Below are 19,485 nucleotides of genomic sequence, written 5' to 3'. Positions count from 1 at the left end.
CGCACGGCCCGCAAGGGGCTGGCAGGCGTGCGCCGCACTGCGCGCTGCGGGACTAAGCTGGCATGTCGACCCAGCCCTGCGACCTCATGCCTTTTCTTCGATCCTCCCAGCCGGGCGGCTCGCTGCGCCAGCAGATGCTGCGCGTGGCCATGCTCACCACGCTGGCGGCCCTGCTGGTCTCGATCGCCGGCGTCATTGCCTACGATCTGCGCCAGTTTCACCGCGCCATGGTGGGTGAGCTTGCGGCCCAGGCCCAACTGATCGGCCACATGAGCCTGCCCGCCCTCGTGTACGACGACGCCCGCCTGGCCCAGGAAAACCTGGCCCTGCTGGCGCTGCGTCCGGCCATGCGCGGCGGCGCCCTGTACACGGGCGAGGGGCGTCTGTTCGCCGCCTACAGCGCGCCCGACAGCCGCCAGGCGGCGCCGCTGCGCCCGGGGCCGGACGGGGTCGGCGTGGCCGCCAGCGAGTTGTGGTTGTTCTATCCGGTGCTGGCGCGCGGCAGCCGGGTCGGCACCGTCTACCTGCGCGCCGCCTATCCGTTCTGGCCGCGCCTGCTCGATTACCTGCTGATCGGCGCCGTCACCACCGGCGCCGCGCTGGCGCTCGGCTACTGGCTGATGCGCCGCCTGGCGCAGTCGGTCACGGCCCCGGTCACGGCCCTGACGGCGCTGGCGCGCGAGATCGTCGCCACGCGCGACTACTCGCGCCGGGCGCCGGCCCCGCCCCAGCGCGAGGGCGAGCTGGCCGACCTGGTCGAGGCCGTCAATGGCATGCTGGCCGAGATCGGCGCGCGCACCCATGCGCTCGAGGCCGCCAACGCGGCCATGGAGCACGAGGTGGCCCAGCGCCGCGCGGCCCAGGAGGAAGTCATGCGCCTGAACAGCGCGCTCGAAGGGCGGGTGCGCGAGCGCACCGCCCAGCTCGAAGCCATGAACGCCGAACTGGGCGAGGCGATCGCGGCGGCCAGCGCCGCCAACCAGGCCAAGACGGCCTTCCTGTCCTCGATGAGCCACGAGCTGCGCACGCCCCTCAATGCCGTGCTCGGCTTCGCCCAGATCCTCGCCACCGACCAGCTGCCCGCCAGCGCTGAGCAGAAGCGCGAATTCGCCCAGCACATCCTGAAGTCGGGCCGCCATCTGCTCACCCTGATCAATGAAATCCTCGACCTCGCCAAGATCGAGTCGGGCGCGCTCGCCCTCTCGCTCGAGCCGGTCGCGCTGGCCGAGGTGCTGCTCGAATGCCGCGCCATGGTCGAACCGCTGGCCCAGCAGCGCGGCATCCGCGTGCTGTTCCCCGAGCAGGCCGGGGCGCGCGTGCAGGCCGACCGCACGCGCCTCAAGCAGGTGCTGCTGAACCTGCTGACGAATGCCGTCAAATACAACCGCGAGCAGGGCGCCGTCGTGCTCGACTGCGCCAGCGCCGCGCGCGGGCGCCTGCGCCTGTCGGTCCAGGACACCGGGCATGGCCTGTCCGAGCAGCAGCTGGCCCACCTGTTCGAGCCTTTCAACCGGCTCGGCCAGGAGAGCGGCATCGAGGAGGGCACCGGCATCGGCCTGGTGGTCACGCGCCGCCTGGTCGAGCTCATGGGCGGCAGCATCGGCGTCTCGTCCAGCCTCGGGGTCGGCACCGTGTTCTGGATCGAGCTGGCCCTGGCGGCCGCCCAGCCGGCGCCCGCCCAGGCGCCGACCGAGGCCGCGCTGACCCTGGCCGAGGGCGACTGCCGCCACACGGTCCTGTATGTCGAGGACAATCCGGCCAATCTGCTGCTGGTGCAGGAAGTGCTGCGCTACCGGCCCGGCCTGTGCCTGCTGACGGCCGCTGACGGCCACAGCGGCATCGAGATCGCGCGCGCACGCCGCCCCGACCTGATCCTGATGGACCTGAACCTGCCCGGCCTGTCGGGCCAGGACGCGCTGATCGAGCTGCGGCGCGACCCCGCCACGGCCGACATCCCCGTCATCGCGCTGACGGCCAACGCCATGCCGCGTGAAATTGAACGCGGTATGGCGCTCGGCTTTGCGCGCTACCTGACCAAGCCGCTGAACCTGGCCGAATTCACGGCCGCCATCGACAGCGCGCTGGCGCGCGCGGAGGCCACGCCATGAGCACCAGTGCCGATCTGCATGCGGCGCGCATCCTGGTCGTCGACGACCAGGCCGTCAATGTGCAGCTGTTTGAATACCTGCTGAAAAACGCCGGCTTCACCCATGTCGACAGCACCACCGACCCGCGCCAGGTGGCGCCGCGCTTTGCCGCCCAGCGCTACGACCTCCTGATCCTCGACCTGCACATGCCGGGCATGGACGGCTTCGAAGTCATGGGCGCGCTGCGCCCCCTGGCCGGCGACGATTACCCGCCGGTGCTGGTGGTCACGGCCGACCCCGACCAGAAGCTGGCGGCCCTGAATGCGGGCGCGCGCGACTTCCTCGGCAAGCCCTATGATCCGGTCGAGGCCCTGACGCGCATCCGCAATATCCTCGAGGTCTGGCTGCTGCACCGCGAGGCGCGCGAACACAATCTGCGCCTCGAGCGCACGGTGGCCGAGCGCACCGCCATCCTGCAGCGCTTTCGCAGCGCGATGGACGCCACGGCCGACGCCATCTTCCTGATCGACCCGCTGCGCGCAGCGGTGCTCGATGCGAATGAGGGGGCCTGCCGCCTGCTCGGCTTCGAGCGCAGCGCCGTGCTGGCCCAGTCGCCCGACTGCTTTGGCCTGGCCACGCGCGAGCAGCTCGAGGCGCGCGCGGCCGGCAGCGCCGCCACCGGCCTGGTCGAGCAGCGCCTGCTGCGCGCCGACGGCCGCGCGGTGCCGGTCGAAACCACCTGGCAGCGCGCCGAGGATGGCAGCGCGCCCCTGCTGATCGCCGTGGCGCGCGACATCAGCGAGCGCATCCTGGCCCAGCAGCGGCTCGAGCACATGGCCCACTACGACAGCCTGACCGGCCTGCCCAACCGCAGCCTGTTCTATCAGCATCTGGAGCAGGCGCTGGCCGCCGCGGCCGGGCGCGACTGGGTGGTCGGCCTGTTGTTCATCAATCTCGACCGCTTCAAGATCATCAATGACTCGCTCGGCGCCGGCCGCGGCGACGAACTGCTGCGCCAGGTGGCCGGCCGCCTGGTCCAGCGCGCCTTGCTGCGCGACAGCGTGGGCCGCCTCGGTGGCGATGAATTCACGATCCTGCTCACGCGCGTGCTTTCGCATGCGGACGCGGTCGACGCCGCTAACCAGGTGCGCGAAGCCCTGCGCCTGCCGTTCGACCTCGGCGGCCAGCAGGTGATGCTGACGGCCAGCATCGGCATTGCCTTTGCGCCACACGATGCGACGAATGCCGAAAACCTGGTCAAGTTCGCCGATGCGGCCATGGACCGCGCCAAGCGCGAGGGGCGCGATGCCGTGCGTTTCTTCATGGCCGGCATGAACCAGCAGCTGCTCGAACGGCTCGACCTCGAAGTGGCGCTGCGCTTGGCGCTCGAGCAGCATCAGTTCGTGCTCTACTACCAGCCCAAGGTCGACCTGCACACGGGCCGCGTGGCCGGGGTCGAGGCCCTGCTGCGCTGGCGTCGGCCCGGGGTCGGGATCGTGGCGCCGGCCGATTTCGTGCCCGTCATGGAAGAGTCGGGCCTGATCGTGCGGGTCGGCGCCTGGATCATCGACGAGGCCTGCCGCCAGGGCGCGCTGTGGGTCCAGGCCGGCGTGGGCGGGGTGCCGATCGCCGTCAATGTGTCGAGCCGCCAGTTCATGGAAGGCGACCTCGACGGCACAGTGGCGGCCGCGCTGGCGCGCCACCGGCTCGACCCGCATCTGCTCGAAATCGAGCTGACCGAGTCGGCCATGATGCAGAACGCCGAACACACGATCGCCGTGCTGAGCCGCCTGCGCGCGCGCGGCGTGCGGGTCGCCATCGACGACTTCGGCACCGGCTATTCGAGCCTCGCCTACCTCAAGCGCTTCCCGATCGACAAGCTGAAGATCGACATCGCCTTCGTGCGCGACATCACCACCAATCCCGACGACGCGGCGATCGCCCTGGCCATCGTCAATATGGCGCACAGCCTGCACCTGCGCGTGGTGGCCGAGGGCGTGGAGAGCGCGGCCCAGTACGCCTATCTGCGGCGCCACCGCTGCGACGAGGGCCAGGGTTTCCATATGTCCGAGCCGGTCACGGCCGAGACCCTGGCCGGACTGGTGCTGCGCCAGCGCGAGACCAGCGCGCCCGCGGCCGAGCTCGAAGAAGTGCCGCGCCAGACCCTGCTGCTGGTGGACAATGACCTGCAGGTGCAGCAGGCCCTGGCCCGCCTGTTCCGGCGCGATAACTACGCGATTCTGACGGCGCGCGACGCGCACGAAGCGTTTGAACAGCTGGCCCTGCATCCGGTACAGGTGGTGATGTGCGAGCAGCAGCTGCCGGACGCCAGCGGCACCGAATTCCTGGCGCGCGTGAAAGAGCTGTACCCGAAATCGGTGCGCATCATCCTCAGTGGCCACGCCTGCCTCGATGCCGTGCTCGACGCCATCAACCGCGGCGCCATCTACCGCTTCTACACCAAGCCCTGGGACGACGCCCAGCTGCGCGAGCTGATCCGCACGGCCTTCGAGCATTACTGGCAGTACAGCGGCGCCCATGCGGGCAAGCAGGAGGAGGGGGCGGCGCCGCCCGCGCCGCGGCGTGGCGGCCAGGGGCCGGCCGCGTTCGGCGCCGGGACGGCCTAGCGGAAGTGGTCGAAGCCGGCCAGCTCGAGCGCCAGCGCGGCGCCGCTGGCATCGGTCCAGCGCAGGCCGGGCGCAGCCTCGATGCGGCCGACGCGGGTGACCGGGGTGGCGCTGCTGGCGGCAGCCGCGGCAATGGCGGCGCGTGCGGCCGGCGCCGCCGTGAAGCACAGTTCGTAGTCATCGCCGCCGGCCGCCGTGAACTGGCGCCGCAGCGCCTGCGGCTGGCGCGCCAGCACCGGACCGGCCGGCAGCGCGTCGACGTCGAGCGTGGCGCCGACCTGGGAGGCCTGCAGGATATGCCCGAGGTCGCCCACAAGGCCGTCCGAGATGTCGAGGGCCGCGTGGGCCAGGCCGGCCAGGGCCTGGCCCAGGGCCACGCGCGGGGTCGGCAGATGCATGCGGGCGGCTGCATCGGCCAGGTCGGCCGGGCTCAGGGCCAGCTCGCCGCGGTAGCCGGCCAGGGCCAGGCGGGCGTCGCCGAGCGTGCCCGAAATATAGATGTCGTCGCCGACCTCGGCGGCCGCGCGCCGCAGGGCCGTGCCGGGCGCCAGCTCGCCGAATACGCTGATGCAGATGGTCAGCGGTCCCTTGGTCGTGTCGCCGCCGATCAGCTCGCAGTCATGGGCGTCGGCCAGGGCGAACAGGCCCGCGGCAAAGGCCTCGAGCCAGGCGGCGTCGGCGTGCGGCAGGGCCAGGGCCAGGGTAAAGGCGCGCGGGGTGGCGCCCATGGCGGCCAGGTCGGACAGGTTCACGGCCAGGCTCTTGTGGCCGAGGCGGCGTGGGTCTTCGCCGGCGAAGAAGTGGCGGTCCTCGACCAGCATGTCGGTCGAGATGGCCAGCTGGCGCCCCGGCGCCGGCGTCAGCAGGGCGCAGTCGTCGCCGATGCCGAGCGTGGCGCGGGCGCGCTGGCGCCCGGTGAAATAGCGGCGGATCAGATCAAATTCGGACAGCATGTCAGGTCGGCTGCGGGTGCTGGAACACCTGGCGCAGATAGGCGAGGAAGGTTTCGTCGGAACACAGGGTTTTGCCGGCCGTGTCCGACAGCTTGGCCACGCTCTGGCCATTGCAGGACACCAGCTTCATCACGATATTGAGCGGCTGAAAACCCGTGTCATTGGTCAGATTGGTGCCGATGCCGAAGGCCGTGATCGTGCGGTCGGCGAAGGCGCGGTACAGGCGGAAGCATTCAGGCAGGTCGAGCCCGTCGGAGAACACCAGGCGCTTCGTCTGGGCGTCGATGCGCAGGCGCTGGTAGTGGGCCAGGGCCTTTTCACCCCAGACGAAGGGATCGCCCGAGTCGTGCCGCAGGCCGTCGAACAGCTTGGCGAAATACAGGTCGAAGTCGGCCAGGAAGGCATCCATGCCGACCACGTCGGTCAGCGCAATGCCGAGGTCGCCGCGGTATTCCTGCACCCAGTCTTCCAGCGCCTGCTTCTGGAAGTCGCGCAGGCGCACGCCGAAAGCCTGGAAGGACTGCAGGTACTCGTGGCCCATGGTCCCCAGCGGCGTTAGTTTCTGGCGCATCGCGATGTAGACATTCGAGCTGCCCTTGAACTGCTCGGGCAGGGCCTGGGCGAGCGTGGCCACGACTTCGTCCTGCCAGGCGGCCGAGAAACGGCGGCGCAGGCCGAAATCGGAAAACTCGAACGGATGGCGGCAGGGCGGCGTGGCCAGAAAATCGCGCACGAGGCCGATCTTGTCGTGCAGGCGCTGGCGCGCCGTGGCCAGCGCGCGCTGCTGGTCGACGCGGCGGAAATACAGCTCGTTGACGATGTAGAGCACGTAGATTTCGAAGCCCATCACGTGCACCTGGGGGCCGCGCGCGACGATGTGCAGGTGCGGGCCCTCGGTCCAGACGCGGATGAAATGGCGCTGGAAGCGGAACACCGTCAGGAAGTCGGCAAAATCGCTCTTGATATAGCGTAGGCTGCGCAGGTATTGGATCTCGTCCTGCTGAAAGCTCAGCATGCACAAGTGATCGAGCTCGGCTTCGACCTCGGCTTTCAGCTCGGCCAGTGGAAAGGCCGGCGTATTGCGGCAGACAAAGGCATATTCGGCCTGGGCATCCGGATGCCGATGCAGCAGGGCCTGCCACATCGTGAATTTGTAGAGATCCGTTTCCAGCAGGCTGCGCACGACGGGGCGCATCTCAGGCTCCCCATTCGGCCAGCAGGGCGCTGCTCGTGCAGACACGCGCGCCGCGCGCGGCCATGTCCTGCAGGAAGGCGTCGGCCTCGGCGGCAAAGCCCGTCACCGGGCTCATGCAATCGCTGAGCAGGATCAGGCGGGCCGGATCGATCTGCTCGACCAGATGCGCGACGCTGGCCTTCACGCAGTGGCTGCTGGCTTCGCCGGCCACGAGGATCTGCTCGGCCGCGCCCAGGCGCGCCAGCAGCGGCTGATTGGTCTGGGTGGCGGCGTCGTCCGGGTCCGGCACTTCGGCCGCGATGGCCGAGTAGTGCTCGGTCCAGGGATTGGCGCCCTTGAGCACCTTGGCCACGCTGCGCTGGCGCGTTTCTTCCCAGTGGTTGTAGGCGGCGCGCACGGCCTCGTGCACGGTCTGGCCCCAGCTGCCGATCTCGCAGTGGACGGGCCAGACCATCAGCGTGTAGCGGCCGCCGGCCTCGAGCGCCTGGACATAGGCGAGCGCGCGCGCCGCATGGGCCGCCAGGCGCGGGCGGTAGGCGCCGGCGCGCAGCGCGGCCGCCGTGATGGCCGTGAACGGGGCCACGGCGCTGCCGTCGGCCTGTTGCCAGAAGCCCGGATGGGCGATGTCGAGGCGGTGGTGGGCGTCGAGGGTGACGGTGATGGCGTCGATGCGCGCGTTGCCGGCGCGGATCAGCTGCGCCACGCGCCGCAGGTCGGCGTCGGCGCCGGGCACGGGCAGGGCGGCGCCCGGCACATCGCAGAAATCGTGCTGCGGATCGATCAGCAGCAGGTGCAGGTGTTGAGTCATGAGAAACAGTATCGCATACCTGCCCCCAGCGGGTTGCATTGCTGAATGCGATTAAAATCAGAAAATTGATTATTGAAAACTATCTTCGGATAATACCTAGGGTCGCCGGGAAACACGTCTGCTAGAATCAGTCGCTCCCGGTAATACTGATAGAAGGTTGGAGCGCAATGGATTCGCCACAGGACAAGAAAGAAGAGATTCGTCAGCAACTGCGCCAGGCAGCGCTCGAATACCACGAAATTCCCCGTCCCGGCAAAATCGCCGTCACCCCCACCAAGCAATTGACCAACCAGCGCGATCTGTCGCTGGCCTATTCGCCCGGCGTCGCGGCGCCCTGCGAGGAAATCGTCAAGGACCCGGCCGCCTCGTATAAATACACGGCGCGCGGCAATCTGGTGGCTGTGATCTCGAACGGGACGGCGGTGCTTGGTCTGGGCAATATTGGCGCGCTCGCCTCCAAGCCCGTGATGGAAGGCAAGGGCGTGCTGTTCAAGAAATTCGCCGGTATCGACGTGTTCGATATCGAGATCAACGAGTCCGATCCGGACAAGCTGATCGACATCATCGCGGCCCTCGAGCCGACCTTCGGCGGCGTCAATCTGGAAGACATCAAGGCCCCCGAGTGCTTCTACATCGAGCGCAAGCTGCGCGAGAAGATGAAGATCCCCGTCTTCCACGATGACCAGCATGGCACCGCCATCATCGTCGGCGCCGCCATCCTGAATGGCATCAAGGTGGTCGGCAAGGACATCAAGCAGTGCAAGCTGGTGGTGTCCGGCGCCGGCGCCGCGGCCCTGGCCTGCCTCGATCTGATCGTCGACCTCGGCTTCCCGATCGAAAATATTTACGTCACCGACCTGGCCGGCGTGGTCTACCAGGGCCGCACCGAGCTGATGGACCCGGACAAGGCGCGCTTTGCGCAGGACACCCCGCACCGCACCCTGGCCGAGGTGATTCCGGGCGCCGACATCTTCCTCGGCCTGTCCGCCGGCGGCGTGCTCAAGGCCGAGATGGTCAAGCAGATGGCGACCAAGCCCCTGATTCTGGCCCTGGCCAACCCGACCCCGGAAATCCTGCCGGAAGAGGTCAAGGCCGTGCGCGACGACGCCGTCATCGCCACCGGCCGTTCGGACTATCCGAATCAGGTCAATAATGTGCTGTGCTTCCCCTACATCTTCCGCGGGGCGCTCGATTGCGGCGCCACCACCATCACGCGCGAGATGGAAATCGCGGTCGTGCACGCGATCGCCGAGCTGGCCCATGCCGAGCAGTCGGACATCGTGGCCACCACCTATGGCATCAAGAACCTGTCCTTCGGTCCCGAATACCTGATTCCGATGCCCTTCGACCCGCGCCTCCTGATGCACATCGCGCCGGCCGTGGCGCGCGCGGCCGAAGCCTCGGGCGTGGCCTCGCGCCCGATCGCCGACCTCGAAGCCTACCGCAACAGCCTGCAGCAATTCGTCTACCGCTCGGGCTCCTTCATGAAGCCCCTGTTCCAGGTGGCCAAGGATGCGCCGGCCGAGCGCAAGCGCATCGTGTTCGCCGAGGGCGAGGAAGAGCGCGTGCTGCGCGCCGTGCAGATCGTGGTCGACGAGCATCTGGCGCGCCCGATCCTGGTCGGCCGTCCGGCCGTGCTGGAACAGCGCATCGAGCGTTTCGGCCTGCGCCTGAAGGCCGGCCTCCACTATGACGTGATCAATCCCGACCACGACGAGCGCTTCCGCGACTACTGGCAGACCTACCACCAGATGACGCGCCGCAAGGGCGTGACCGAGCCCTACGCCAAGCTGGAAATGCGCCGCCGCCACAGCCTGATCGGCGCGATGATGATCCACAAGGGCCATGCCGACGGCATGATCTGCGGCACCTTCGGCTCGACCCAGTGGCATTTGCACTATGTCGACCAGGTGCTCGGCAAGCGTGCCGGCGTGAACGTGTATGCGGCCATGAACTTCCTCATGCTGCCCGAGCGCCAGCTGGCCATCGTCGACACCCATATCAATGCCGACCCCTCGGCCGAAGAGCTGGCCGACATCACGATCATGGCGGCCGACGAGATGGCGCGCTTCGGCCTGTGCCCGCGCGCCGCCCTGCTGTCGCACTCGAATTTCGGCACCTCCAACCAGCCCTCGGCGCTGAAAATGCGCGAGGCCCTGGAACTGGTGCGCGAACGGGCGCCCGAGCTCGAAGTCGACGGCGAAATGCACGGCGACACGGCCCTGGACAGCAAGTTCCGCCAGAAGATCATGCCGGACTCGACCCTGCAGGGCGACGCCAACCTGCTGGTGATGCCGAATATCGACGCCGCCAACATCGCTTACAACCTGATGAAGACGGCGGCCGGCAACGGCATCGCGATCGGCCCGGTGCTGCTCGGCTGTGCCAAGCCGGTGCACATTCTGACGCCCTCGGCGACGGTGCGCCGGATCGTCAATATGACGGCTTTGTGTGTCGTGGATGCGGTCGCACAACGCTAAACCTTGATCCAGATCGTAACAGCTTGTAATTGCCTGCCGTGCGCGCTTCCCCAGGCTTTATGATGGGGAGTGTGCATGTTGTCAAACGTGCATGATTGACCGCCACTGCAGGCTTTCCCATAGATGAGTCTGTTACAATGGCGGATTGTCATTGACGCGCCGCGGGCCCCGGCACGCGGCTGCCAACACGCTTTTACCATGCAAAAAACAAAAACAGCCCTCATCACCGGTATTACTGGCCAGGACGGCGCCTATCTCGCGCAATTGCTGCTGGACAAGGGCTATGCGGTGACCGGCACCTACCGGCGTTCGAGCTCGGTCAATTTCTGGCGCATTGAAGAACTCGGCATCGCCCAGCATCCGCAGCTGCGCCTGGCCGAATACGACCTGACCGATCTGGCCTCCAGCATCCGTCTGCTGCAGCAGGTGCAGCCCGACGAGGTGTACAACCTGGCCGCGCAAAGCTTCGTCGGCGTGTCCTTCGACCAGCCGCTGACCACGGCCGCCATCACCGGCATGGGCCCGGTCCATCTGCTCGAAGCGATCCGCATCGTCAATCCGCGCATCCGTTTTTATCAGGCCTCCACCTCCGAAATGTTCGGCAAGGTGCAGAGCATTCCCCAGACCGAGGCGACCCCGTTCTACCCGCGCAGCCCGTATGGCGTGGCCAAGCTCTACGCCCACTGGATGACCATCAATTACCGCGAGTCCTACGGCATCTTCGGCGCCTCCGGCATCCTGTTCAACCACGAGTCGCCGCTGCGCGGGCGCGAGTTCGTCACCCGCAAGATCACCGACGCCGTCGCCAAGATCGCGCTCGGCCAGCAGGACGTGCTCGAGCTGGGCAACCTCGACGCCAAGCGCGACTGGGGCTATGCCAAGGAATACGTGGAAGGCATGTGGCGCATGCTGCAGGCCGATGTGCCCGACACCTATGTGCTGGCCACCAACCGCACCGAAACCGTGCGCGATTTCGTCGACATGGCCTTCAAGGCCGCCGATATCGCGCTCGACTGGAGCGGCGCGGCCGAGCAGGAAATCGGGCGTTGCCGCCGCAGCGGCAAGACCCTGGTGCGCGTCAATCCGGCCTTCTACCGTCCGGCCGAAGTCGATCTGCTGATCGGCGACCCGGGTAAGGCCACGCGCGAGCTCGGCTGGAAGCCCGAGACCACGCTCGAGCAGCTGTGCCTGATGATGGTCGAGGCCGACCTGCGCCGTAACCGCCAGGGCCACTCGTTCTGACATGAACATCATGGCCACGGAAAAAATCCCGGCCCTGGCGCTCGACAAGGAAGGCCAGGGCAAGCGGGCCCTGATCACCGGGATCCGTGGCTTCACCGGCCGCTACCTGGCCGCCCAGCTGAGCGAGGCCGGCTACACCGTGTTCGGCACCGTGCTGCCAGGCGAGGAAGCCGACCACGTCAACACTTTCCCGGTCGACCTGCGTGACAGCGCCGCCGTGGCCGAGCTGGTCGCGCGCGTGGCGCCCGACGTGGTCGCCCACCTGGCCGGCATCGCCTTCGTGGCCGCCACCGACGCCGCCCTGTTCTACGAAGTCAATCTGATCGGCACGCGCCATCTGCTGGCCGCCCTGGCCGCGCTGGCGCGCCCGCCCCAGGCCGTGCTGCTGGCCTCTAGCGCGAATGTCTACGGCAATACCGGGCGCGAGCACATCGATGAAAGCACGCCGCCGGCCCCGGCCAATGACTACGCCGTGTCCAAGCTGGCCATGGAGCATATGGCGCACCTGTGGCAGGACAAGCTGCCGATCACGATCGCGCGCCCCTTCAATTACACGGGCGTCGGCCAGGAACTGAACTTCCTGCTGCCCAAGATCGTCGACCATTTCAGGCGCCAGGCGCCCGCCATCGAGCTTGGCAACCTGGCCATCGCGCGCGATTTTTCCGATGTGCGCATGGTCGCCCAGGCCTACCGCCGTCTGCTTGCCGTGGCGCCGGCCGGCCAGACCGTGAATGTCTGCTCGGGCCAGGCCTATGCGCTTGAAACGGTGCTCGACATGATGAGCCGCATCGCCGGCTATCCGATCCAGGTGGCCGTCAATCCGGCCTTCGTGCGCCAGAACGATGTGCTGCGCCTGAGCGGCAGCAATGACAAGCTGCTGCGGATCGTCGGCACCCTCGACATCCCCCCGCTGGACCAGACGCTGCGCTGGATGTATTCGGCGTGAACGGGCTGCGGGTCGGCCTCGGCACGACAATGGTCGAGCCCGGCCTGAATGCGGGCCGGCTCGACGGCATTGGCGTCTACACCCAGGCCCTGCTGACCCATCTGCCGCAGGCGGACTGCACGGTGCAGGGGTATTCGTTTCCGCCGCTGCGTGGCGATGCGCGCGCCATCACGGTCGGCCAGGCCCTGCCCCAGTCCTTCGAGCGCGCCCTGCTGACCGATCTGCTGACCCCGCGCGTGCACCGCATGCACATGCCGGTCGACGTCTTCCATGTGACCGACTACCGCGTGGTGCGCATGGACTGCCCGGTGGTGGCCACCCTGCACGACGCGCTGCCGATCCAGTATCCCGAGTGGTGCAATCCGCGCCTGCGCCGCCTGAAGAACTGGCTGCAGCGCCAGGCCGTGCGCCATGCCGACCATGTGATCGCCCTGTCCGAATTCGCCATCGCCGAGCTGGTCGACTGCTTCGGCGTCGATCCGCACAAGGTCTCGGTCGTGCCTTGCGGCGTCGGTCCCGAATGGAGCGTGGCGCCGGAGCCGGCCGCGGTGGCCGCCACCCTGGCGCGCCACGACCTGCGGCCCGGCTATTTCCTGTTCGTCGGCACCCTGCAGCCGCGCAAGAATCTGGAACGTCTGCTGGCCGCCTGGCGCGCCCTTCCGCCGGCCGTGCGCGCCGAGCATCCGCTGGTGATCGTCGGCGCGCGCGGCTGGCGCTGCGAGAGCCTCGTGGCCCAGCTCGCGGCGGCGCGCGCGGCCGGCGAGCCCGTCCACTGGCTCGACCAGGTACGCGACAGCGCCAGCCTGCGCGCCCTGTACGCGGCGGCCGCGGCCTTCGTCTTCCCCTCGCTGTACGAGGGCTTCGGAATTCCGCTGGTCGAGGCCTTCGCCTCCGGCATTCCGGTGGTGGCCGCGCGCGCCAGTTCGGTGCCCGAAGTCTGCCAGGGCGCGGCGCTCGAGGTCGATCCGTATGATGTGGCCGGCCTGGCCGAGGCCATGCATGCGCTGCTGCGCGAACCGGCCCTGGCCGCCCGCTGCGTGGCGCGCGGGCGCGCGCGTGCGGCCGAGCTGAGCTGGTCGGCCACGGCGGCGCGCACGCGGGCCGTGTATCATGCGGTCCTTTCGGCCTGAGTTCGCTTGATGCGCGTCCTGCATTTCTACAAGACCTATTACCCGGATTCGCTCGGCGGCGTCGAGCAGGTGATCCGCCAGCTGTGCGCGAGTACCCGCCCGCTTGGCGTCGAGCCGACCGTGCTGACCCTGACGCGCGAGCGCGACCGGCCCGAATTCATGTTCGAAGGCACGCGCGTGGTGCGCGCCCCGCTCGATCTGGAGTTCGCCTCCACCGGCCTGTCCTGGCGCGCGATCGGCCAGCTGCGCGCGCTGGCGGCCGAGGCCGATCTGGTGCACTACCATTTCCCCTGGCCCTTCATGGACCTCGCGCATTTCCTTGGCGGCGTGCGCAAGCCCAGCCTGGTGACCTACCACTCGGACATCGTGCGCCAGCGCTATCTGAACAAGCTGTACACGCCGCTGCGCAACCGCTTCCTGGCCCAGGTCGATGCGATCGTCGCCACCTCGCCGAATTATCTGGCCTCGTCCGAAGTGCTGGCGCGCTTTCGCGCCAAGACGCGCACGATCACCTACGGGCTCGACCAGCAGATCTACCCGGTGCCCGACGCGGCGCGGTTGGCGCGCTGGCGCGCCGTGACGGGCGAAAAATTCTTCCTGTTCGTCGGCGTGCTGCGCTACTACAAGGGCCTGCACATCCTGCTCGACGCCATGGCCCAGTGCGACTATCCGGTGGTGATCGTCGGCGCCGGCCCGATCGAAGAGGAGCTCAAGGCCCATGCCAGCCGGCTCGGCCTGCGCAATGTGCTGTTCGTCGGCGCCCTCGATGAGCCGGACAAGGTGGCCCTGCTGCAGCTGTGCTACGCGGTCGCCTTTCCCTCGCACCTGCGCTCCGAGGCCTTCGGCATTTCCCTGCTCGAAGGCGCGATGTATGGCAAGCCGATGATCTCGAGCGAGATTGGCACCGGCACCACCTACATCAATGTGCACGGCGACACCGGCCTGGTGGTGCCGCCCAGCGATCCCCAGGCGCTGGCTGCCGCCATGCGCACCCTGTGGGAGCAGCCGGCCATGGCGGCCGCGATGGGCGCGCGGGCGGCGGCGCGCTACCAGGCCCTGTTCACGGCCGAGCAGATGGGCAGCAATTACGCGGCCCTGTACCGCGAACTGCTCGCGCGCGCCTGAAAAATATTCTCACAGCAATATTGAAGTCTTGACGACGATTAAGTTTGCATGCGGGCGTACAATCCTTGCATGCAATCTCGTCTGGCAGGCTTTCTGATCCTCCTGGCCGCGCCCCTGGCGCAGGCCAGCGCGCCCGGCTGGCCGAGTGTGCTGCACATCACGACCGAGCATTCGCCGCCCTCGTCCTTCCTCGAAGATGGGCGCGTCACTGGCGGCAATACCGAGAAGGTGCGCGAGATCCTGGCCCGCACCGGCATCAAATACACGCTCGACCTGTTGCCCTGGAAGCGGGCCTATGCGTTCGCGCTGCAGGAGAAGGATGCCTGCGTGTTCGCCACCACCCGCGTGCCCGAGCGCGAAACCAGCTTCAAGTGGGTGGGCCCGGTCGATCAGGGCGAGTGGATCCTGTTCGCGCGCGCCGACCACAAATTCCAGATCCGCACGCTGGACGACGCGCGCAATCTGCGCATCGGCACCTACCACGGCGACGCCCGCGACGAGTTCCTGCGCGCGCGCGGCTTTCACACCGACCCGGTGCAGAACGACACCATCAATCCGAAGAAGCTGCTGATGAACCGGATCGACCTGTGGGCGGGCAGCATGAAGGCCGCCAGCAGCCTGGTCGAGCGCTACGGCTGGACCAACAAGATCGTGCCGGTGCTGTCCTTCCGCAGCATCAAGGTCTACCTGGCCTGCAATCCGGCCGTGCCCGACAGCCTGATCGATCAGATGAATGCCGCCCTGGAAGGCATGCACAAGGACGGCACCGTCAAGAAGATCGAGAAGAAGTGGGAAAACTGGGTCGACCCGAAAACGGCCGACATGCCTTGATGCCTCAGCGCGCGGCCTGGTCGAGCGCCTGCTCGAGCGCCGCGCGCGCCACCACATACAGCTTGGCCATGCCAGCGGCCGCGCCGCGCGTGCTGGCGAAATAGATGCTCTCCCCATCCGGCCCGAAAGCGGGTGTGAAGTCGAAGCCCGGCGCGCTGAACGGGGCCGGCAGATGCACGGCCGCGCCCCAGCCGGCCGCCGTGCGCCGTACCGCATACAGGTCGGCATCGGCGGCCGCGTCCTGCTTGCGCCAAAACAGGGCCGTGCGGCCATCGGGCGACAGCGTGAAGTCGCCCTGAGCGAAGCCGCTGTTGAACGGCGCCGGCAGCGGCTCGGGCGCGTCGAAGCCGCCATCGGCGCGCTGGCGCGCACGGTAGATGCTCAGCCGGGCCGGGCCGCCCGGGCGCGTGCTGTTGAAGTACAGCCAGCCGTCGTGCAGTTCCGGACCGAGTTCCATGCCGGCGCTGTTGACGCCGTCCAGATGCTCGGGCTGGCCCCAGCCGCCGGCCACGCGCACGCGCCACAGATCGAAGTCCTTGCGCGCCGTGGTGCTGCCGTCGGTCGGCCGGTCCGAGGTGAAGTACAGCCATTGCCCGTCCGGCGTCAGCCAGGGATCGGAATCGCGATAGCGCGCATCGCTGAAGGGCAGGGCTTCGGGCAGGCTCCAGCCGTCCGCGCCGCGGCGCGCGAACAGGATGCGCGCATGGGCGAATTCGGCCTCCGAACGGGCGAACACCAGCAGGTCCTGGGCGGCCGTGAGCGACAGGTTGTAGTTATTGAGCGAGCCCGACAGCCAGTCGGGACCGGCCACGCGCGCCTCGCTCGCGCTCGGCGTGGGCAGGGTGCGCGCGGCCTCGGCGCGGGCCAGGCCGGCCGCCAGGGCCAGCACGACAAACAGAATACGCAGCAACATGGAACAGGCTTTCATGAACAGAAAGCGCGCATGATGCCGCGCCCAGCATTAAGGCCGCATTAAGCCGGGGCCGGCTGGCGCAGCAGCAGCACCAGCGGCAGGGCCGCCAGGCTAATCCACATCATCAGGCGGAAGTCCTGCAGGTAGGCGAGCAGGGCGGCCTGGCGCGTCAGCTGGGCATTGAGCAGGGCCAGGCCGGCCGTGCTGTCGAGCTGAATGGCGCCGTGCGCGCTGGCGCTCTGCACGGCCAGGCGGAACGGCGTGAGGAAGGCGCCCAGGGCCGCGTGGTTGGCCTGCAGCTGGTGCGACAGGTAGCTGATCACCACCGAGATGCCGATCGAGGAGCCGATATTGCGCGCCAGGCTGTACAGGGCGGTGGCCTCGGTGCGGTAGCGTGCGGCCAGGGTCGAGAAGGTGGCCGTCGACAGGGGCACAAAGATCAGGCCGAGGCCCAGACCCTGCAGCAGGCCGCTGCCGATCAGGGCGCCGGGCCCGACCTCGGCCGTAAAGCGTGTCATCAGCCACAGCGAGAAGGCGGTCAGCAGCAGGCCGGCGCCGACCGGCAGGCGCGCGTCGACGCGCCCGGCCAGACGTCCGGCCAGCAGCATGGCGGCCATGGTGCCGACCCCGCGCGGGGCCAGCAGCAGGCCGATGTCGATCACCGGATAGCCGAGCAGCTGCTGCATGAAGGGCGGCAGCAGGGCCATCGTGGCCAGCAGGATCACGCCGATCAGAAAGATGAACACCAGACCGACGCTGAAATTGCGGTCCTTGAACAGGCCCGGGGCGATGAAGGGCTGCGGGTGGGTGAAGATATGGGCCACGAACAGGTAGGCGCACAGGCCGGCCAGCACGGTTTCGGCCACGATTTCGGGACTGGCGAACCAGTCGAGCGAGGCGCCGCGGTCAAGCAGCATCTGGAGGCTGCCGATGGCCAGCGAGAGCAGGGCGAAGCCGAGCAGGTCGAAGCGGCGCGTGCGCTCCGGCGTGGTTTCGCTGACATAGGCGGCGATGCCGGCCCAGGCCAGCAGGCCGAACGGCAGGTTGATGTAGAACACCCAGCGCCAGCTGTAGTACTCGGTCAGCCAGCCGCCCAGGCCCGGCCCGAGGATGGGCCCGACCATCACGCCGACGCCCCACAGGGCCATGGCCGAGCCATGCTGCTTGCGCGGATAGGTATCGAGCAGCACGGCCTGCGACAGCGGCACCAGGCTGGCGCCGAACACGCCCTGCAGCAGGCGGAAGGCGACGATCTGGCCGAGGCTCTGGGCGGCGCCGCACAGCATCGAGGCGAGCGTGAAGCCGGCCACCGACCACAGGAAGACCCGCTTGCGGCCGACGCGCGCGGCCACAAAGCTGGTCAGCGGCATGCAGATGGCGGCCGCCACGATGTAGGAGGTCAGCACCCAGGAAATCTGGTCCTGGGTCGCGCCCATGCTGCCCTGCATATGCGGCAGCGCGACGTTGGCGATGGTCGTGTCGAGCGCCTGCATGATGGTGGCCAGCATCACGGCCACGGTCACCATGGCGCGCGGCGGCGCGGGGCGCGCGTGCATGGCCTCAGGCTCCCGGCAGATGGCGCTGGTGGCCGGTGTCGATATCGGCCACCACCGACAGCCCGGCACGCAGCGGTGGCTGCTGCGGCGTCGCCTGCAGGCGGATGCGCACCGGCACGCGCTGGGCGATCTTGACCCAGTTGCCGGTGGCGTTCTGGGCCGGCAGTACCGCGAATTCCGCGCCCGTGGCCGGGCTCAGGCTATCGACCGTGCCATGCCAGAGCTGGCCCGGGTAGGTGTCGACCTGCAGCGTGACCGGATTGCCGGGGCGGACATAGGTGAGATCGGTCTCCGGGTAGTTGGCCTCCACCCACAGATTACTGCTGGCCACCAGGGCCAGGGCCGGACTGCCCGGCTGCACGTACTGGCCGACCTTGGGCGGCTTGCTGACCGTGCCGGCGGCCGGCGCGCGCACCTGGGTGCGGGCCAGGTCGATGCGCGCCTGTTCCAGTTCGGCCAGGGCAGCCAGGACGGCCGGATGGCGCGCTTCCGGCAGGTCGGCCGTGCCGCCGAGGGCCGCGCCGATACGTTTGAGATCCTGTTCGAGTGCCGTCACCTGCTGGGCCGCCAGTTCCGTGGCCTGACGCGCATCGTCGAAACGCGAGGCCGAGACGAACTGGCGCGCCACCAGTTCACCCTGGCGCTGTTGATCTTTCAGGGCGAAGGCCTGGCGCGTGCGCGCCAGCGTGATCTCGGCCTGCTTCTCGCGGTAGCTGGCCTTGAGGGCGGCGACATCGGTGCGCGCCTGGGCCAGCCGCGCCTCGGCGCGGGCGACGGCCGCCGCATAGGGCGCCGGGTCGATGCGGAACAGCAGCTGGCCAGCCTGCACCACCTCGTTCTCGCGCACAAAGACTTCACGCACGCTGCCCGCCACATCGGCGCCGACCGGCACCATATCGGCCTTGACGTAGGCATTATCGGTTTCCACATAGCGGCCGCCATGCAGCCAGAACAGGCCGCCGCCGATGGCCGCCAGCAGAGGCAGCAGCACCAGCAGCACCAGGCGCAGGCGCGCGCGCGACGGGGGAGTAGGCGTGTCGGGGACAGGAGTCGAGGTAGTCATGGCAGGGACAGATTGCTGTGAACGGTTTCAAGGGCCCGCATCAGGGCCTGCGCGTCGGCGCCGGACAGACCGTCCAGCGCGCGTGCATGGATGGCGGCACTGGCGCGCGCGATGATGTCCAGCGAAGGATCAGCGGCGCGGGTGAGAAAGATGCGGAAGGCGCGCCGGTCCGCAGGGTCGGCGCGGCGCTCGATCAGGCCGGCCGCGGCCAGTTGGTCGAGCAGGCGCGCCAGCGTCATCGGCTGGACTTCGAGCAGCTCAGCCAGCGCCACCTGGCGCACCCCCTCATTGCGCGACACATAGACCAGGGCGCGCGCCTGGGCCAGGGTGAGCTTGCTGCCTTCGAGCTCGCGTTCGAAGGCGCCGCGCATCAGGCGCGCGACATTGGACAGCAAAAATCCAAAACTCGGACGGTCGGTTTTCATAAGCCAACAAGATAATAAGCTTTGCTTAGTATATGCCAAACCACGCCCGCGCGCTGGCGCACGGAAAAATGGGGTCAGACCCCATTTTTCCGCGCGGATAAATC

At 68.4% G+C, this 19,485-nt stretch carries 15 protein-coding genes; 8 read left to right on the top strand and 7 right to left on the bottom strand.

The window, feature by feature from the left end; genetic code table 11:
- Nucleotides 1–86 precede the first annotated feature (86 nt).
- Nucleotides 87–2,108, top strand: coding sequence for an ATP-binding protein (locus LZ005_RS18855; RefSeq protein WP_237810052.1), 2,022 nt, complete (start codon nt 87–89; stop codon nt 2,106–2,108).
- A complete protein-coding gene (locus LZ005_RS18850) occupies nt 2,105–4,714 on the top strand; it encodes an EAL domain-containing protein (RefSeq protein ID WP_237810051.1) in 2,610 nt (869 codons plus the stop codon). Before LZ005_RS18855 ends, LZ005_RS18850 begins: the two co-directional genes overlap by 4 nt.
- On the opposite strand, the gene thiL is transcribed toward LZ005_RS18850, so the two are convergent.
- Genes thiL through LZ005_RS18835 form a run of 3 tightly spaced genes read right to left on the bottom strand, consistent with a single transcriptional unit; the run spans nt 4,711 to nt 7,670 of the window.
- Entirely contained in the window at nt 4,711–5,667 is a 957-nt protein-coding gene (gene thiL, locus LZ005_RS18845) for a thiamine-phosphate kinase (protein WP_237810050.1), read from the bottom strand. The genes LZ005_RS18850 and thiL overlap by 4 nt on opposite strands.
- A 1-nt stretch (nt 5,668) precedes the next feature.
- A complete protein-coding gene (gene pncB, locus LZ005_RS18840) occupies nt 5,669–6,862 on the bottom strand; it encodes a nicotinate phosphoribosyltransferase (protein WP_237810049.1) in 1,194 nt (397 codons plus the stop codon).
- A 1-nt stretch (nt 6,863) separates the two neighbouring features.
- Nucleotides 6,864–7,670, bottom strand: coding sequence for an isochorismatase family protein (locus LZ005_RS18835; RefSeq protein WP_237810048.1), 807 nt, complete (start codon nt 7,668–7,670; stop codon nt 6,864–6,866).
- A 167-nt stretch (nt 7,671–7,837) separates the two neighbouring features.
- Here LZ005_RS18835 and LZ005_RS18830 point away from each other — a divergent pair, with 167 nt between their 5' ends.
- From LZ005_RS18830 to LZ005_RS18805, 6 genes are all read left to right on the top strand, one after another.
- Nucleotides 7,838–10,150, top strand: a complete 2,313-nt coding sequence (locus LZ005_RS18830; RefSeq protein ID WP_269106799.1) for an NADP-dependent malic enzyme — start codon at nt 7,838–7,840, stop codon at nt 10,148–10,150.
- Between the two features lie 198 nt (nt 10,151–10,348).
- Nucleotides 10,349–11,392: a GDP-mannose 4,6-dehydratase gene (gmd, locus tag LZ005_RS18825; protein WP_237810047.1), complete on the top strand. Its 1,044-nt coding sequence runs from the start codon at nt 10,349–10,351 to the stop codon at nt 11,390–11,392.
- Nucleotides 11,393–11,402: 10 nt separating this feature from the next.
- Nucleotides 11,403–12,338: an NAD-dependent epimerase/dehydratase family protein gene (locus LZ005_RS18820; RefSeq protein WP_237810046.1), complete on the top strand. Its 936-nt coding sequence runs from the start codon at nt 11,403–11,405 to the stop codon at nt 12,336–12,338.
- Nucleotides 12,335–13,468 carry a glycosyltransferase family 4 protein gene (locus LZ005_RS18815; protein ID WP_373889360.1) on the top strand — a complete coding sequence of 378 codons (1,134 nt, stop codon included), beginning with the start codon at nt 12,335–12,337 and terminating at the stop codon, nt 13,466–13,468. The genes LZ005_RS18820 and LZ005_RS18815 overlap by 4 nt, the downstream gene beginning before the upstream one ends.
- Nucleotides 13,469–13,477: 9 nt before the next feature.
- Entirely contained in the window at nt 13,478–14,593 is a 1,116-nt protein-coding gene (locus tag LZ005_RS18810; protein WP_237810045.1) for a glycosyltransferase family 4 protein, read from the top strand.
- A gap of 69 nt (nt 14,594–14,662) precedes the next feature.
- Nucleotides 14,663–15,424 (top strand): ABC transporter substrate-binding protein, encoded by a 762-nt coding sequence (locus tag LZ005_RS18805; protein ID WP_237810044.1) that lies wholly within the window; start codon nt 14,663–14,665, stop codon nt 15,422–15,424.
- 4 nt (nt 15,425–15,428) lie between these two features.
- Here LZ005_RS18805 and LZ005_RS18800 read toward each other — a convergent pair whose 3' ends face one another.
- From LZ005_RS18800 to LZ005_RS18785, 4 genes are read right to left on the bottom strand one after another with little or no spacing between them, the layout of a single operon-like run.
- Nucleotides 15,429–16,337 carry a hypothetical protein gene (locus LZ005_RS18800; RefSeq protein ID WP_237810043.1) on the bottom strand — a complete coding sequence of 303 codons (909 nt, stop codon included), beginning with the start codon at nt 16,335–16,337 and terminating at the stop codon, nt 15,429–15,431.
- 59 nt (nt 16,338–16,396) lie between these two features.
- Nucleotides 16,397–17,893 carry a DHA2 family efflux MFS transporter permease subunit gene (locus LZ005_RS18795; RefSeq protein WP_237810042.1) on the bottom strand — a complete coding sequence of 499 codons (1,497 nt, stop codon included), beginning with the start codon at nt 17,891–17,893 and terminating at the stop codon, nt 16,397–16,399.
- Nucleotides 17,894–17,897: 4 nt separating this feature from the next.
- Nucleotides 17,898–18,956 (bottom strand): HlyD family secretion protein, encoded by a 1,059-nt coding sequence (locus tag LZ005_RS18790; RefSeq protein WP_237810041.1) that lies wholly within the window; start codon nt 18,954–18,956, stop codon nt 17,898–17,900.
- Nucleotides 18,953–19,381 (bottom strand): MarR family winged helix-turn-helix transcriptional regulator, encoded by a 429-nt coding sequence (locus LZ005_RS18785; RefSeq protein ID WP_237810040.1) that lies wholly within the window; start codon nt 19,379–19,381, stop codon nt 18,953–18,955. The genes LZ005_RS18790 and LZ005_RS18785 overlap by 4 nt, the downstream gene beginning before the upstream one ends.
- Nucleotides 19,382–19,485: the final 104 nt, after the last annotated feature.

The sequence above is a fragment of the Massilia sp. TS11 genome (assembly GCF_022012445.1).
Classification (GTDB): Bacteria; Pseudomonadota; Gammaproteobacteria; order Burkholderiales; family Burkholderiaceae_D; genus Telluria.
The sequence above is the reverse complement of the archived record's forward strand: the minus strand, read 5'-3'. Positions and strand labels throughout refer to the sequence as shown.